Origin of the sequence: Anaerocolumna sedimenticola (assembly GCF_009931695.1) — a bacterium.
Lineage (GTDB): Bacteria > Bacillota > Clostridia > Lachnospirales > Lachnospiraceae > Anaerocolumna > Anaerocolumna sedimenticola.
In genome coordinates, this window is record NZ_CP048000.1 from 1,598,253 (window position 1) to 1,614,454 (window position 16,202).

The 16,202-nt window shown below is 37.8% G+C and carries 14 protein-coding genes and 1 pseudogene; 9 read left to right on the top strand and 6 right to left on the bottom strand.

The window, feature by feature from the left end:
- Positions 1-71: 71 nt before the first annotated feature.
- Entirely contained in the window at positions 72-1,037 is a 966-nt protein-coding gene (locus Ana3638_RS07130; RefSeq protein WP_161837409.1) for a carbon-nitrogen hydrolase family protein, read from the bottom strand.
- A 129-nt stretch (positions 1,038-1,166) separates the two neighbouring features.
- A complete protein-coding gene (locus Ana3638_RS27015; protein WP_330587915.1) occupies positions 1,167-1,295 on the bottom strand; it encodes a DUF2992 family protein in 129 nt (42 codons plus the stop codon).
- Positions 1,296-1,836: 541 nt separating this feature from the next.
- Here Ana3638_RS27015 and Ana3638_RS07140 point away from each other — a divergent pair.
- Positions 1,837-2,856: a glycoside hydrolase family 130 protein gene (locus Ana3638_RS07140; RefSeq protein ID WP_161837410.1), complete on the top strand. Its 1,020-nt coding sequence runs from the start codon at positions 1,837-1,839 to the stop codon at positions 2,854-2,856.
- Between the two features lie 295 nt (positions 2,857-3,151).
- Positions 3,152-4,867, top strand: coding sequence for a phospho-sugar mutase (locus Ana3638_RS07145; protein ID WP_161837411.1), 1,716 nt, complete (start codon positions 3,152-3,154; stop codon positions 4,865-4,867).
- Between the two features lie 161 nt (positions 4,868-5,028).
- Here Ana3638_RS07145 and Ana3638_RS07150 read toward each other — a convergent pair whose 3' ends face one another.
- From Ana3638_RS07150 to Ana3638_RS07165, 4 genes are all read right to left on the bottom strand, one after another.
- Positions 5,029-6,006, bottom strand: a complete 978-nt coding sequence (locus Ana3638_RS07150) for an SPFH domain-containing protein (RefSeq protein ID WP_161837412.1) — start codon at positions 6,004-6,006, stop codon at positions 5,029-5,031.
- A 181-nt stretch (positions 6,007-6,187) separates the two neighbouring features.
- On the bottom strand, positions 6,188-6,970 hold the full coding sequence (locus tag Ana3638_RS07155; RefSeq protein WP_161837413.1) for a TPM domain-containing protein: 783 nt from the start codon (positions 6,968-6,970) through the stop codon (positions 6,188-6,190).
- The gene (locus Ana3638_RS07160; RefSeq protein ID WP_161837414.1) at positions 6,967-8,070 is read right to left on the bottom strand and encodes a TFIIB-type zinc ribbon-containing protein; all 1,104 of its coding nucleotides are present in this window, start codon (positions 8,068-8,070) and stop codon (positions 6,967-6,969) included. The genes Ana3638_RS07155 and Ana3638_RS07160 overlap by 4 nt, the downstream gene beginning before the upstream one ends.
- A gap of 184 nt (positions 8,071-8,254) precedes the next feature.
- Positions 8,255-8,929: a PspA/IM30 family protein gene (locus tag Ana3638_RS07165; protein WP_161837415.1), complete on the bottom strand. Its 675-nt coding sequence runs from the start codon at positions 8,927-8,929 to the stop codon at positions 8,255-8,257.
- Between the two features lie 565 nt (positions 8,930-9,494).
- Here Ana3638_RS07165 and Ana3638_RS07170 point away from each other — a divergent pair.
- From Ana3638_RS07170 to rplW, 7 genes and pseudogenes are all read left to right on the top strand, one after another.
- A complete protein-coding gene (locus Ana3638_RS07170; RefSeq protein WP_161837416.1) occupies positions 9,495-10,532 on the top strand; it encodes a LacI family DNA-binding transcriptional regulator in 1,038 nt (345 codons plus the stop codon).
- 409 nt (positions 10,533-10,941) lie between these two features.
- Positions 10,942-11,820, top strand: a complete 879-nt coding sequence (locus Ana3638_RS07175; protein ID WP_161840478.1) for a class I SAM-dependent methyltransferase — start codon at positions 10,942-10,944, stop codon at positions 11,818-11,820.
- Positions 11,821-12,022: 202 nt separating this feature from the next.
- Positions 12,023-13,357 (top strand): NADP-specific glutamate dehydrogenase, encoded by a 1,335-nt coding sequence (gene gdhA / locus Ana3638_RS07180; RefSeq protein WP_161837417.1) that lies wholly within the window; start codon positions 12,023-12,025, stop codon positions 13,355-13,357.
- A 755-nt stretch (positions 13,358-14,112) separates the two neighbouring features.
- Positions 14,113-14,424, top strand: a complete 312-nt coding sequence (gene rpsJ / locus Ana3638_RS07185; RefSeq protein WP_161837418.1) for a 30S ribosomal protein S10 — start codon at positions 14,113-14,115, stop codon at positions 14,422-14,424.
- 192 nt (positions 14,425-14,616) lie between these two features.
- Positions 14,617-15,249: a 50S ribosomal protein L3 gene (gene rplC, locus Ana3638_RS07190; RefSeq protein ID WP_161837419.1), complete on the top strand. Its 633-nt coding sequence runs from the start codon at positions 14,617-14,619 to the stop codon at positions 15,247-15,249.
- Between the two features lie 27 nt (positions 15,250-15,276).
- Positions 15,277-15,896, top strand: a pseudogene (rplD, locus tag Ana3638_RS07195) (50S ribosomal protein L4).
- Positions 15,896-16,195 (top strand): 50S ribosomal protein L23, encoded by a 300-nt coding sequence (gene rplW / locus Ana3638_RS07200; RefSeq protein WP_161837420.1) that lies wholly within the window; start codon positions 15,896-15,898, stop codon positions 16,193-16,195. Before rplD ends, rplW begins: the two are co-directional and overlap by 1 nt.
- Positions 16,196-16,202 lie beyond the last annotated feature (7 nt).

Genomic DNA, 16,202 nt, shown 5'->3' on the forward strand with positions numbered 1-16,202 from the left:
ATAATTCGGATACTGAATCGGCTGTTCTTTAAAATAAATCTCTATAGCTTCAAACAGAAATGGTTATACAGTTATCCATATTCTTTATAATTCCGGTGATAATATGGCAAGGAAATACTGTTATAATATTTTTCTCCCTGCGGATTTATCGTTTCCCATGCTTTTACGTAGGACTCGGGTAAGTCCGGAATCCAGTACTTATTCATATCTATTTCTGCTTCTTTATTAACAGTTTTACCCCATGTTAGATCCGCTGTCACTATACCTTCCCCCTCATGGAAAGTCCGTCTGGAAATCATTTCCCCCTCTGAACTTATTATCTGTGTTGCTCCAACCATTTGACGTGCTTGCAATTCGGTTTCTATAGGAGTGTTATTCTTTACACCGGAAAACTTATAAGCGGTAACCTTGCCGCAATGATTAGCATGTATAACCGGGATATGTAACAGTTTTGCAAAATGAACCGGTGTTTCTAAGGCTAATTGCTGATTATAATGCCTTAGTGGTTCTCTTTCAGGAAGTGCATCATCCGGCAGGTCCCACCAACAGGAACCGGCTAGTATGATATCTGCTTTCCCTGAGAGGTTTCTAACTGTATCATAACGGATCATCTCCCAGCATAATGCAACACCAATTTCACCAATAGGTGTGTGTAAAATATGATTTGTGTCACCTTTGGTATAATAGCAGTTTTCAAATTGAGTCGGCAGGTCTTTTTTATGTGTAAAAGTATTACCGTCAGGAAACACTAATTCAAATAAGTTATAACATTGATACCCATCAAAAGAAAGATATGAGCCTCCGACTATAACATTAAACTGTGAGGAAAGCTGCACCAGAAATTCATGTGTTTTCTTACCCTGGAGTGCCACATCCGGCATTTTAGGTGAAAAACCAATAGCCGAAGTAAAAAATTCAGGGAGTACAACTAATTCCGCACCATCATTTACTGCACAGAGGACTAAGTCACTTACCCTCTTTAGATTGGCACTGACATCAGCAAAAACTGCATCTAATTGAATTGCCGCTACTTTCATATTAATACACCTTGCTTTCGTTAAGGGCAGATCACCTGCCCTTGTGTTTTTCTTTTCTTTTTAACTGTTTAAGAGAAAACTGTCTTTCATTTCTCTCATCTTTTCTTTGGCGGTACTTAACATTTCGTTCTAATCTTTCGGTTCTGATCCAAATGTAATTTTACATACGGTTAAATAATCACCGGTTCTTCTTTCACAGATACCGATATAAAAGGGCGCTTCAAAAAATACACTTAAGCTTATCTGTACTTTGTCCATATTATTCCTCCTTAAAATAAAATGAACAAAGAACGGACAACCAAGGAGGCAGGTTACTGATAGCTTATGCTACGTCTGGACTACCAACCAGAGCTGTGTTTTTATCTTTGTAATACAATTATACTAATTATTTTTATAGTAAACAAGAATTACTTTATTTCATATATAAAAATTATTATTATTTACCATAAACCTAATGTACAGTTCTGCAATAACAGGGTATATCTCATCCGTTTGGTTATTTTGTTATAGAAATGGTTACAATTTGATTAAATGATTTCGGTGTAAAAATCTAGTAGACTGTTTTAAGTGATAGGAGTGCATACGTCTTGATTACCAATTTAATATAGCTGTGCATCAATAGTGCAATATAAATGCAAATACAGTCTTAAATTATGCAAAACGGTGTTGACATGGAAACTGAATTAAAATATAATAGTTATAACTTAAATGCAAGGTAATGCACGGGTGTGCAAATGAAATATTTGATGGTGCATTATAGTGCATAATATAGAAATTAATATACTAAAGGAGTTTTGATATGGGAGAGATAAAAATGTATGCAGAGAATCTGCCGAATATACCATGGCAGGAAAAGCCGGAAAACCAAGTTGGTCCGGTTTGGCGTTATTCTGAAAACCCTATTATAGGAAGAAATCCTTTAAAAGGAGTGGCCAGAATATTTAATAGTGCGGTAGTACCCTACGAAGGAAAGTTTATTGGAGTATTTCGTGCAGAAACAGGTAATGGTATACCCCATTTATATTTAGGACGTAGCGAAAACGGTATTCACTGGACTTATGATGAAGAAAGAATACCTTTCGTAAATGAAAAAGGGGAACCATTTATGCCCAGATATGCCTATGATCCCCGTTTGATTAAAGTTGAAGATACTTATTATATTATCTGGTGCACCGACTTTTACGGTGCGGCATTAGGCTTAGCTAAGACAAAGGATTTTAAGACTTTTACCAGATTGGATAATCCTTTTTTACCTTTTAACAGAAACGGTGTATTATTCCCCAGAAAGATTAACGGCAATTTTACATTGCTTTCCCGCCCAAGTGACAGCGGACATACTCCTTTCGGTGATATTTTTATCAGTGAAAGTCCTGATTCGATTTATTGGGGAAAACACAGACATGTTATGACAAAAGGGACTCAGTGGTGGCAGTCATTAAAGATTGGCGGCGGTGCGGCACCAATTGAAACGAGTGAAGGCTGGTTATTATTTTACCATGGTGTAACAGGTACCTGTAACGGTTATGTATACAGTATGGGAGCTGCAATTCTCGATATTGATAATCCTTCCATCGTAAAATACCGTTCTGAGAATTTTATACTTACTCCGGAGGAATGGTATGAGGAGAGAGGCTTTGTAGCAAATGTAGTATTCCCATGTGCAACTCTTCAGGATGCGGCAACCGGAAGAATTGCTATTTATTACGGAGCAGCCGACAGTTATGTTGGTATGGCTTTTACAACCCTGGAAGAAATCGTAGCATATGTAAAAGAACATCACGCTGAGATCGGGGATGATGCTTCTATTGGAATTATTTAACCTTACAAGTATGTCCCCGCTTCAAAGCAATAAATAAAACTTTAATTGATAGGCACTAAAAGAGATGGAAATATTTTTGATTTTCCGTCTCTTTTCTAATGTAGAAGAATTAGTTATAAAAGGTATTTTTATAAAGTGTATTTTTATTTTAATTATCCTATTTATCAAATAAATTCGTATCAGATGCAATAAAATAATACCTGTTATTTCAAAACTGTATTAAAAAATGTATTGCAAGATATCATGAAATTCATTACAATGTAAAATAATAAGAAACATGAAAGGAGAATACGTTTTGGATTATTTAAAGAAATATAAACAATGGACAACCGATGAGTATTTTGACGAGGCAACAAGAAAAGAATTAAAGGATTTATCAGAAAATGAAACTGAGATAAAGGATCGTTTTTATAAAGACTTGGAATTTGGTACAGGAGGTCTTCGTGGTGTATTAGGTGCCGGAAGCAACCGAATGAATTTATATACTGTTAGAAAAGCAACACAGGGTCTTGCAAATTATATTATTAAGCAGGGTGGAACTAAGAAAGGTGTTGCAATCGCTTTTGATTCCAGAAGGATGTCTCCTGAATTTGCAGCGGATGCAGCCCTTTGCTTAAATGCCAACGGAATTAAAGCTTATGTGTTTGAATCCTTAAGACCAACACCGGAATTATCCTTTACTGTTAGAGAATTAGGATGTATAGCCGGAATTGTTATTACTGCCAGCCATAACCCGCCGGAATATAACGGTTACAAAGTATATTGGGAAGATGGCGCCCAGATTACTTATCCTAAAGATGTTGAAATTATTACAGAGGTTAATGCCATAACAGATTATGCCACTGTTAAAACCATGAATTTAGAAACAGCGAAGGCACAGGGATTATATCTTGTAATCGGCGCCGAGATTGATGACAAATATATTGAAGAATTAAAAAAATTAGTAGTAAATCCTGTTGCTGCAGAAAACAAGGACATGAAAATCGTCTATACCCCTCTTCATGGAACGGGCAACCTTCCTGTCAGAAGAATTTTAAAAGAACTTGGATTTACCAATGTATATGTTGTTCCGGAACAGGAATTACCGGATTCAAACTTTTCAACAGTAAGTTATCCGAATCCGGAAGACCCGAAAGTATTTACGTTGGCTAAAAAATTAGCGGATGAGGTAGGTGCCGACCTAATTCTTGCAACCGACCCGGATGCGGACAGACTTGGTGTACAGGTGCGAAATGAAAAAGGAGAATTTGTGTTATTAACCGGTAATATGTCCGGTGCATTAATTGCCGAGTATGTATTTTCCCAGAAAGCGGAACATAATACCCTTCCCTCCAATGCAGCCCTGGTTAAAACAATTGTAACAGGTAATATGGCAGACCAGATAGCTAAATATTATGGTGCAACGTTAATTGAAGTCTTAACAGGATTTAAATACATTGGTGAGCAGATTAAACTTTTCGAAGAAACCGGATCACATTCCTATGTATTTGGTTTTGAAGAAAGCTACGGCTGCTTAATCGGAACACATTCCAGGGATAAGGATGCGGTTGTTGCCGTAATGACTTTATGTGAGGCTGCTGCTTATTATAAACAAAAAGGTATCACCCTGTATGAACAGATGAATCGCATTTTAGAGAAATACGGATATTTTAAAGAAGATCTGGTATCTGTAACCTTAAAAGGTATTGAGGGTATGGAGAAAATTAAAGAAATTATGGGAAGTTACAGAAAGAATCCTCCAACAAAAGCCGGTGACTTTAAAGTGCTTAAATTCAGAGATTACGAAGCAGATATCATAACCGATATTGCTACGGGAACAGTAACTCCGACCGGACTTCCTAAATCAGATGTTTTATATTTTGAATTGGAAGAGGATGCATGGTGTGCGGTAAGACCATCCGGAACTGAACCGAAGATTAAGTTTTACTTTGGTGTAAAAGGTAACAGTTTAAAAGATGCGGAAGAAAAACTAACAAAATTGGTGCATGACCCGGTATTCCAGGTGCAATAAAAAAAATTATAATATTTCAGGGCTGCTGTTAGATTTAAATCATTTAACAGAAGCCCTGAATTTATTATAGGATATAACCTCTTTTAATAATACCGATACCAGTATAACTTAACCTATTGTATAGAGACTAATTAAAATAATATAAGTTAGCTATAGATTTATTATATTAATTTCTGACCGCAATTCGGACAGAAATTAGCATCCCCGGTTTTTTGACCGCAATTTGGGCAGAAATTAGGTTTCTTTCCATTACTTACGAATTGGCTGTTTGGCTGATTGGAATTCATTGTATTTGTCTGATTCATATTCTGCATCATCTGGTTTGCCATATTCATACCCATCATCATACCGGCCATATCGGATGCCATACCGCCGCCTTGCACCCTGCCGGAGGCAATTCCGTCGGTCATCACGGCCTGCTGGTATCTGCTCATATCCCCGATCATATTGGCAGAAGCATTACGGTTAATCATCTGCTGAATTTCATCGGGATAATTAAAGCTCATTACGTTAAATCCGGTTACAGTAATACCTGTATCAAATAACTGCATATCCAGGTCAGTGCGTATACCATTGCTGATATCAAAAGAATTTGCCTGAAGGTTAAACATATCTTTTCCTTCTTTGGTTATCCATTTCATTAATAACTGATCCAGGAGAGCGGTAATACGCAGTTTAACATCCTCCACTAAATAACTGTCTTTTACGCCGGCAATTTTATCAATTAATTTAATATAGTCATTAACTCTGAAGTTAAAAGTACCGTTGGCTCGTATCGGTAATCCGCCGGGCATGCTGGGAGTAGGAATATTAATTGCGTTTCTGGTCCCCCATTTTACAGTGAATTCTTTCGTGTTGATAAATAAGACTTCAGCCCTCATGCCGCTGTTAAACCCGAATCTGAAACCTTTTAAGGTTGAAAGAAACGGTATGATTTCCGATTCTATATCATAGTCACCGTCGTCTTTAAAGATTCCCTCAATTTTTCCGTTAAAGAGAAATACGGCATCCTGTCCCGGACGGATAATTAATTTACTGCCTTTTTTTATTTCTTCGTTATGCCATTTATAGAAGATCATATCTTCTCTGAATTCTTCCCATTCTACAACATTGGATAATTGTCCTGAAAAAAAGCCCATGGTATGCTACATCCTTTCTGTTATTAAATTATTACATATTAAAATCCCCGGCTTCCACCGCTGTGGGAATGGCCTCCGCTTGATATTCCACCGCCGCCGCTGCTTCGGCCGCCGCCTCCGTTATTGGATGGCTTTTTAACTCTGGTGGTGGTGGTTCTTATATAATCATCCCGGCGTGCTACTATTCCTGAATTTTGCTCATCCAGATAAGTACTGTCGGAAACGGTAACCCGCCCCCGGAATTAGCCGCCATTATTCCTACGGTAACAGCGCCGATAATAACTGCCATTAATAATTGAAAACCGGTATTATAAAAGATATTATCTTCCTTTTCCCCATAATAATCGCTGGGGCCGTCATAACCGGATTCACCGTAATAATTATCCGAACCAACATCTCCGGTTGCAGGGGTTGTGTTTACGCCTTTCTCTTCATTCATATAATAAGCAGCCTGCTTGGCGAATTCCTCCATGGCATCATAATAAGCGCTGTCTTTTAACATGGGGGTAATATCATCTAATATATGCTCGATACGGTCATTGTTTAAATAATATTCGGCATTGCCGTAACCCTGAATGGTTACGTTTCTGTCTTCACTATACATATTAACCAGGACCATAGCAGTATCCCCAAACTCCTGATCATATCCAAACTTGTGTTCATCATAGAAATCTTCCAGATATGTTTTAGGTGAGTCTCCTTTCAGGTCGTCAGTGATTACAACAATATCAACCTTGCCTTCTTCTCCATATTCTGCGCAGATATTTTCCAAATCTGCCGATTCCTCTTCACTAAAAAGTCCGTAATAATCATATACTTTCTGATCCTCTGCAGCTGCTAAGGTTTTTATTGTACTAAACATAGTAAAGAAAGGAACTATAAGAAATAATAAAAGAAAAAAAGTAATAGTTTTGTTAACAGGTTTTAACTCTTTTTCATTTCTGTATTTTACGAAATTAATCATAGAATAGGCCCTCCCGACAAAACTGCAATGATTTTAATAACCAGAAAAGCAACACCGCTGACACCTGCAAACCAGGCTGCAATTTTACCCTTGCTTAACGGAGGTTTACCTACAATCTTACCGGTTTGGCCGTTCATTGCAAAGGTATGTTCGGATTGTTTATAATCATAGCAAACCATCCAGACAGGCAGAAGGACATAGTCTGCGTTCCGCTCCTTTATTATTATATCTTTTTGAGTGTAGGAGGTGGTAGTATAACCGTTTATGGTATCACCTATATAAAGATCCACATAATCTGTAACTCTTTCCCTGACTCTGTCAAATAATTCTTTATCGTTATAATTATACTTTTCAGCAAGATAGCCTGCCAGATAAGGCATATTAAAATTCTTGAGTTCCTGATAATTGTAAGGCTCTAATTTGTCCATTAATTTATCATTCATTTTCTCGGAAGCATCCGCAGGTACTTTAAGATAATTTAAGTTAACTTTCCGGTATACATTAAAATGACTGGTTTCCGTATAAATGTATTCCCCCTGGGTGTAAGTCCGGACTTTGGTACAGGCTGCATTAGCTTCCCCCTGCCCGTTTAAATCATACAACCAGAAAGGCACGTATAATCCGGTAATACTTTTAATCCGGTCTGCGGTCATAAAACCTTTTGGAGTCAGGCGTCCTTTTCTACACCATTTTTTAAAGGCTTCCTGTGCCTGTTCCTTATTAATGGTAAACGGAATAACTTTAGCCGGAGCTTTGCTTCCGCTTAAGCGGTCTGCTAATACTACGCCGGCTCCGCAGAAACTGCAGGTTGTTGCAGTGGTATTTTTATCCGTAATCAATACGGCGCCGCAGTTCTGACACTGATACTCCACCGTTTCATTTTCGTCAAAGGTATGGAAATTACCGTTAGTACCGGTAAAATTATCTTGATCGGAAGAATGTGCCGATTTAGATTCTGAACGGTTGTAATCATTGGAATCCTGATTTTTAATTGTGTTTATGTCAATGTTCTCTCCGCAGCTGTCACAATGCAGCATACCTGAGGTACTGTCGTATGCCATGTCGGCTCCGCAATTTGGACATTTATATTGTTTTACCATGAAACTAACCTCTTTCTGCTATTATTTCATATTCACGAGGCTCATATAATAGCGATGCTTCGCATCGTCGATGCGCACTCACTACGTTCGGCGCTGTTATCATGTCTGCCGGCATGATAACATAGCGCGAAAAACAGCGGCTTTTATTTCCTGCCGCCATTTCCGCATATGGTATGAATGATTATTACTTATTTAAGCTCGCCTTAAGTGCAGCTAGTTCGGCATCCACATCGGTTCCGGATGAATACTTCTTTGTCAGGTCTTCAATGGATGATTCGGAGGTTGAACGGTTCAGTTCTGCCATCGCATTCGCTTTATCAATCGCTTTGTCTGCCAATTCTTCATATTTATTAAAGCTTGCCATGGAATCATTGGCACTTGCTATGGAAGAGGTCATTTTGTTAATACGTTCCTGAGCTTTTGCAACGGATAACTTACCTTTAATCATGTCTTTACGGGATTCAAGTTCATTAATGTCACCCACTAATTTATCATGCATTTCTCTCATATGCACTGCATTGGCATGAGATAAATCATAAGCTTCCTGTAAACCAGTTAATTTATTGGTTAACAAGGCTTTCTGTTCTAAGAATTTCTTAGCATCCGCTTCATTATTAGCTTCAAGTGCTTTCACAGCATAGGTTTGCATTTTCTCGATTTCTTCCTTGCAATCATCTAAAACTCTCTTAGCACGTTGTTCTTCTGCCATAATGGTAGCTGTTTCAGATTTAACCTTACCTAAATCAGTATTCAGGTTTCTTAAGCATTGATCAATCATCTTTTCCGGATCCTCAGCTTTATCAAGTAATGCATTGATGTTACTCGACATAATGTCTTTGAATCTTGTTAATATTCCCATATTTAATCCCTCCAACTTTTATTAATTAATACGTCTTATGAAGCAGACGTCTTTTTAATATTTATTTCCATGTATTGTCTGCTCTTTCAGTTTATATTTTTTTTATAGTAACGTCAAGTTAAAAAACGGTTAAAATAATAATGAACAGATTAAAATAATTTAAGGGAATTTAAGAAATCCTGCGTGGTTTAACCTTACAAGTAAGTCCCCCGCTTCTTAGCGAAGCGTAAGCGGTGGGTTTGGGACTTACTTGTTACAGTCGGAGTTCAAGCTCCGACTGAAATGCCTGCGTAGCAGGTATAAGGTTATGAGCAAGTAGCGTAGCGGATTGCGAATATCCGTTTCGACTCAATTCCTGAGAAAATAAAACTTTTAATAAATGACTAAGCCTGAAAATTCAATTGACATCTGTAAGCGGCTGTTGTAAATTAAATGTGAGGAAAAATACATATTATTTTTACACATTTGTATATTTATAGTGCAAAAATTATGACAAATAGAGAAAAACCAGGAGAATGCAGGAATTACCTAAAAGCATCGTCTTAATATGGATGAGGTGAAGCAAGTGAAAAAAATAACGATACAGGATGTTGCAAAAGAATTGAACTTATCTCGCAATACGGTAGCTAAGGCATTAAATAACAGTGATACGGTAGCTTATGAAACGAGATATGTAGTGGTTAAAAAGGCTTACGAGATGGGATATACCAAATTATCCCCGGTGGTCATAAATGATTTTAAAATAAAGGACAGAATGGAAAAAACCAAAACAGTTGTTGTCTTTGCCAGAAGAGAATTATCAACTTTCTGGAACCGCATTATTATGGGAATATCCGATGAATTGAATAAAAATAATTGCAGGCTACAATTTAATTTTATCAGCGAGGAAGATGAGGCAGGCCATATTCTTCCATTGGATATGCAGACAGATATGAGCGGAATTATTATTTTAAGTGTATTCAGCAAATCCTTTTTGGAACTGATTATTAAAAAAGATGTTCCGGTAGTTTTCCTGGATGGCCCAAGTAATGTTCATGAGATTTCTAATCTGGGGGATATGCTTGTTTTTGAGGGCTACAACAGTACGAAAATACTGACAGAACATCTGATAAATCAGGGAATGAAAAAGATTGCATTTATTGGTGATACCAGCTATTGCCGAACCATTAAGGACCGTTATGAGGGATACTTGGCCGCTCTTAATGAGTTTGGTATCGCACCGTATGAACAATTTGTTATTAATAAACATGTGGAGCATAAATACTACCGGCAGGAAGAAATTGCCGCCGTACTGGATAAGCTGACTAATATGCCGGAAGCTTTTGTATGTGCAAACGATGATATTGCAAAAGATGTAATGCTATGGCTTAAGAAAAGAGGAATAAAAATACCGGAAGACGTTGCGGTAACCGGTTTTGATGATAAAGAAGAAGCAGAACTCTTAACACCTGCCTTAACGACCGTACATGTCGGGAATCAAAGAATGGGCAGAAGATTGGTTCAGATATTAATGTGGCGTATGGAAAATATGAACTTACCGAAAGAGATAGTAATTATTAATACCGAGGTTGTAATCAGAGAATCTTCCGTAAAAAAGAGATAGAATTCAAAGATGCTATGTCTCTCATTATTTGCAGAAGAAACTTGTTTGGAATCCTAAAATATATAGTAGAAAAACAGTGAGAATCCCAAATCACATAATAAAAACCGGTAGAATCATAATGGGAATATTGATAAATGGTAATACTGTTTGTTAGGTATATAATAAGCTGCCTGAAGATTTCTGAATCTAAGAAACTTTGGGCAGCTTCATCCTTAATAAATTGGTTTAGGAAGCTGACAATTATTATAATGTTATTAAGATATGTTATATAAAAAGGTCTTATAAATGATAGTTACAGAAATGTTTATGAAGCATAGTAAGATAGTTTAACTTAACGCTTGTTGAAATATTTATTATGATGTAATATGCTTTAGAATGTAGAATGAAAAAACCGAAAGAGAGAAATGATATGTGGATTGCAGATGGATGGAAAGATTACGAAGTAATTGATACTTCTACAGGAGAAAAGTTAGAACGATGGGGTAAATATACATTGGTTCGGCCGGATCCCCAGGTCCTTTGGGAAACACCGAAAACGCATGGGGGATGGAAGAAACCAAATGCTCATTATCATAGAAGCAATAAAGGCGGAGGTGAATGGGAATTTTTTGATTTACCCAAACAATGGCAGATTAAATACAAGGATTTAAGTTTTAATCTCCAGCCTTTTAGCTTTAAACATACCGGGCTGTTTCCGGAGCAGGCGGCAAATTGGGAATGGTTTGGGGATATCATACGTAAGCAGAAGGCTAAGAATCCGGGCAAAGAAATAAAGGTATTAAACTTATTTGCTTACACCGGAGGAGCTACTATTGCCGCAGCGAAAGCCGGAGCCAGCGTTACCCATTTGGATGCCTCAAAAGGTATGGTTACCTGGGCCAAAGAAAATGCAGCGCTTTCCGGACTTTCTGAAGCACCCATCCGTTATATTGTAGATGACTGCGGTAAATTTGTAGAGAGGGAAATACGGAGAGAAAACTTTTATGATGCTATTATAATGGATCCGCCATCTTATGGAAGAGGTCCTAAGGGTGAGATTTGGAAAATTGAAGACAGCATACATCCTTTTGTTAAACTGTGTTCCCAGGTATTAACAAAAGAACCTTTATTTTTCCTGATAAACTCTTATACCACCGGCTTACAGCCTGCAGTGCTGGCTTATCTGTTAGGAATTGAAATCAGCTCTCTATACGGTGGTACGGTTATTGCAGATGAAGTGGGGCTGCCTGTTTCTTCCAATAACTTAATACTGCCCTGCGGTGCATCCGGACGGTGGTCAAGTTTATAAAGTATTTTACCATTTTGTGATAGGTACCTATTATTCGGAACCTAGCAGATGTCATATCGGCAGCAATAAAATTTCAGTAAATGTAAAGTGATGTATTGTATTTTTATGTAAGGTGTTTTATAATTATAAACGAGCAAAGTCCAGGGGTAACTGCGTCATTTGTTACCCTTTTTTTAACGTTTATTGTAAAGGAGAAGAAGCTATGGATTATGTAGATGAGGTACTAGAGACGGTAGTCCGTAAAAATCCTGCAGAGCAGGAATTCCATCAGGCAGTAAAAGAAGTATTGGAATCCTTAAGACCCATTGTTAAGGTAAATGAAGCAAAGTACAGAAAAGAAGCATTACTGGAGAGATTGGTAGAACCTGACAGACAGATTAAATTCCGTGTTCCCTGGGTGGATGATAAAGGACAAGTTCAGGTGAATACCGGTTACAGGGTACAGTTTAATAACGCAGTGGGACCTTATAAGGGCGGTTTAAGACTGCATCCTTCCGTTAATATAGGAATCATTAAGTTCCTGGGATTTGAACAGATTTTTAAAAACTCTCTGACAGGACTCCCTATCGGGGGCGCAAAAGGAGGCTCCGATTTTGATCCGAAAGGTAAATCAGATCGTGAAGTACTTGCATTTTGTAAAAGCTTTATGACAGAACTTTATAAGTATATTGGGGCAGATGTTGACGTTCCTGCCGGAGATATCGGTACCGGCGCAAGAGAAATCGGTTATATGTTCGGACAGTTTAAAAAGATAAAGGGTACTTATGAAGGGGTTTTAACCGGCAAAGGATTAAGCTACGGTGGTTCACTGGTACGTAAGGAAGCTACAGGTTATGGTCTGCTGTATCTGGTGGAAGAAATGTTAAAGTGTAATGGTTTTGATATAACCGGTAAACTTGTTGCAATATCAGGCTCCGGTAATGTTGCCATATATGCTGCACAAAAAGCGTTTCAACTGGGAGCAAAAGTTATTACTGTCAGTGATTCTAACGGCTGGGTTTATGACCCCGAGGGTATTGATGTAGCTGCACTGCAAATAATTAAAGAAGAAAACCGTGGAAGACTTACGGAGTATAAAAAATACAGACCAAATTCGGAATACCATGAGGGACGGGGCGTATGGAGTGTTAAATGTGATATTGCACTTCCTTGTGCTACCCAGAATGAGTTGCTATTAGAAGATGCAAAAGCATTGGTATCCAATCATTGTATTGCTGTAGCAGAAGGAGCCAATATGCCAACTACTCTGGATGCCACCGAATACTTACAGACACATGGTGTATTATTTGCACCCGGTAAGGCTGCTAACGCCGGAGGTGTTGCTACCTCTGCATTGGAAATGTCTCAGAACAGTGAAAGGCTGAGCTGGTCTTTTGAAGAAGTTGATGAAAAATTAAAGCATATCATGCTTAACATTTTCCATAACATGTCTGATGCCGCAGAACGATATGGAGCCAAAGGAAATTATGTAATGGGAGCGAATATTGCAGGGTTTGAGAAAGTTGCTGATGCTATGATAGCTCAGGGAATCTGGTAAAATAAATAATATGGTCCATACCATCCTTAAAAATCTAACTTAGGATTGTATGGACCTTTTTATTTCCGCGAAAGCAAAGTGAGAATATGAAAGCTTGCTTGTAATAATTCGAACGGGCACGCGAACCGGAAGAAATTCGCAAAGCGTATTTCTTCCGGTTTATAGGAAATTTCTCCGAGCATTCTTATGATAATAATAGAACTCCGGGAGGAAAGTATAAACATTCTGCGCTTTAACTGGAATAGATTAGAAAAAACTACCTATAATAAACTTATTGGAAGCTGGTTTTAATCTTCCGATAAAAGGCAGTGCCTTATCCGCCGTGCGTCTGATTATGGGAACAGGATTTTATCCCTATAAAATGAATAATTTTACTTACAAAAGTCTGAATTAGAACACTATAAAAAATTTAAAATAAAAAATAAATATTTGTAAAAAAATACTTGCATTAATTATTTTCCTGTAGTATACTAATTAGTGCTGTGACATTGATAGCGTAGAAACGTGAGGTTGCTACATAATATGTAGGTTTTCCGTGGAGCGAATGTCAAGTTATGAAACTGGCGACAAGTCACTGTACAAAACAAGTCTTTCTGCTTCGGGCAGATAAACGTGGGTAAGTCTTGCAAAACTGCATTGTAAATGAGACGTTGCAATTTACAAAAATAGGTTTTGATGCTATGACACACACGGTTGAGTGTACAGTCACCGCTTGTCGTACTGCAATTAAGTGCGAAAAGGAGGCGACTTTTTTTATGGCAAGTCAAGTAATGAGAATTACATTGAAAGCGTATGATCATCAATTAATCGATCAGTCAGCTGCAAAAATCATCGAGACTGTAAAAAAGACAGGATCAAAGGTGAGCGGACCGGTACCCCTACCTACTAAGAAGGAAGTAATAACAATCCTCAGAGCGGTACACAAGTACAAGGATTCCAGAGAGCAGTTCGAACAAAGAACTCATAAGAGATTAATCGATATCATCACACCTACACAAAAAACAGTTGATGCATTATCAAGATTAGAAATGCCGGCTGGTGTGTACATCGACATTAAAATGAAATAAATTCATTTGATGAAATAATTGATTCATCTGATGAAATAATCGTTTTAATCCAAATGAAACAAAAAGAAAGAAATCCTTTAGGGTTTATATATAGGTAATGGTTAAATCAGTAACCGGCACCCATGGTAGACCATCTAGGATGATTACACGATCGTGTAATCCGCTGTAGATTAACAGGAGGTGCAATAAGCAATGAAAAAAGCAATTTTAGCTACTAAAGTCGGAATGACTCAAGTCTTCAATGAAAGTGGAGCATTAATCCCGGTTACTGTATTACAGGCTGGTCCTTGTGCGGTAACACAGGTTAAAACTGTTGAAAACGATGGATATAGCGCTGTTCAGGTAGGCTTTGGCGATATCCGCGAAGTATTAGTAAATAAGCCAAGAAAAGGACACTTTGCAAAAGCAGGTGTTGCAAACAAAAAGTATCTTAAAGAGTTCAGGTTTGATAATGCCGCTGATTACACAGTAGGACAAGAAATCAAGGTTGACATCTTCGCAGAAGGTGAAAGAGTTGATGCTACTGCTAAATCAAAAGGTAAGGGATTCCAGGGTGCAATTAAGAGACACGGACAGTCCAGAGGACCTATGGCTCATGGTTCCAAGTTCCACAGACATGCAGGTTCCAACGGTGCAGCAACAAGCCCGGGTAGAGTATTTAAAGGGAAACACATGCCAGGACACATGGGTAATGTAAAAGTAACTGTTCAGAATCTTGAAGTCGTAAGAATTGACACCGCAAACAACATTATCTTAGTTAAAGGTGCTGTTCCAGGACCGAAAAAATCTATGGTAATATTGAAGAATACCGTGAAAGCAAACTAGAAGCTTTGAGAAAGGAGGAACACACAGATGGCAAACGTATCTGTTTATAATATGGAAGGCAAAGCCGTTGGTTCTATTGAATTAAACGATGCTATCTTCGGAGTAGAAGTTAATGAACATTTAGTTCACTTGGCAGTTGTTCAACAACTTGCAAATAAACGTCAGGGAACACAAAGCGCTAAGACACGTGCGGAAGTAAGCGGCGGCGGAAGAAAACCCTGGAGACAAAAAGGAACCGGTCATGCTAGACAGGGTTCAACAAGATCACCTCAATGGAAAGGCGGCGGCGTAGTATTTGCTCCAAAGCCAAGAGAATATTCCTTTAAGTTAAACAGAAAGGAAAAGAGAATCGCATTAAAATCAGCTTTAACTTCCAGAGTAGCAGCTGAGAAGATTTTTGTACTGGATGAACTTAACTTTGATGAAATCAAAACAAAGAAAATGGCAGCAGTACTTAACAGCTTAAATGTTAACAAAGCATTAGTAGTTCTTGGAGAGAAAATGATAACGTAATTCTTTCTGCAAGAAATATTCCTTCTATTAGAACTGCATTACCTAACACGATTAATGTATATGATATCTTAAAATATGATTCATTAGTATTAACCAAGGATGCAGTGGCAAAGATTGAGGAGGTGTACGCATAATGGCAGATTTAAAATATTATGATGTTATACTCAAACCGGTTATTACTGAAAAGAGCATGAACTCCATGAGCGAGAAGAAATATACATTCTCCGTTCATCCGGATGCTACAAAGAACCAAATCAGAGAAGCTGTAGAAAAAATGTTCCCGGGAACAAAGGTTGTAAGTGTTAACACGATGAATTTAGAAGGTAAAAACCGCAGACGTGGTAATACAACCGGTAAAACTTCAGCTAAAAAGAAAGCAATCGTTCAATTAACAGAAGACAGTGCAGAAATCGAAATTTTTGCAGGTCTGTAATTAAGAA

Excerpts from the sequence above, each read along its gene's own strand:
- Ana3638_RS07130 (WP_161837409.1), bottom strand. The coding sequence starts at position 1,037 with ATGAAAGTAGCGGCAATTCAATTAGATGCAGTTTTTGCTGATGTCAGT.
- Ana3638_RS27015 (WP_330587915.1), bottom strand. The coding sequence starts at position 1,295 with ATGGACAAAGTACAGATAAGCTTAAGTGTATTTTTTGAAGCGCCCTTT.
- Ana3638_RS07140 (WP_161837410.1), top strand. The coding sequence starts at position 1,837 with ATGGGAGAGATAAAAATGTATGCAGAGAATCTGCCGAATATACCATGG.
- Ana3638_RS07150 (WP_161837412.1), bottom strand. The coding sequence starts at position 6,006 with ATGGGCTTTTTTTCAGGACAATTATCCAATGTTGTAGAATGGGAAGAA.
- Ana3638_RS07155 (WP_161837413.1), bottom strand. The coding sequence starts at position 6,970 with ATGATTAATTTCGTAAAATACAGAAATGAAAAAGAGTTAAAACCTGTT.
- Ana3638_RS07160 (WP_161837414.1), bottom strand. The coding sequence starts at position 8,070 with ATGGTAAAACAATATAAATGTCCAAATTGCGGAGCCGACATGGCATAC.
- Ana3638_RS07165 (WP_161837415.1), bottom strand. The coding sequence starts at position 8,929 with ATGGGAATATTAACAAGATTCAAAGACATTATGTCGAGTAACATCAAT.
- Ana3638_RS07175 (WP_161840478.1), top strand. The coding sequence starts at position 10,942 with ATGTGGATTGCAGATGGATGGAAAGATTACGAAGTAATTGATACTTCT.
- gdhA (WP_161837417.1), top strand. The coding sequence starts at position 12,023 with ATGGATTATGTAGATGAGGTACTAGAGACGGTAGTCCGTAAAAATCCT.
- rpsJ (WP_161837418.1), top strand. The coding sequence starts at position 14,113 with ATGGCAAGTCAAGTAATGAGAATTACATTGAAAGCGTATGATCATCAA.
- rplC (WP_161837419.1), top strand. The coding sequence starts at position 14,617 with ATGAAAAAAGCAATTTTAGCTACTAAAGTCGGAATGACTCAAGTCTTC.
- rplW (WP_161837420.1), top strand. The coding sequence starts at position 15,896 with ATGGCAGATTTAAAATATTATGATGTTATACTCAAACCGGTTATTACT.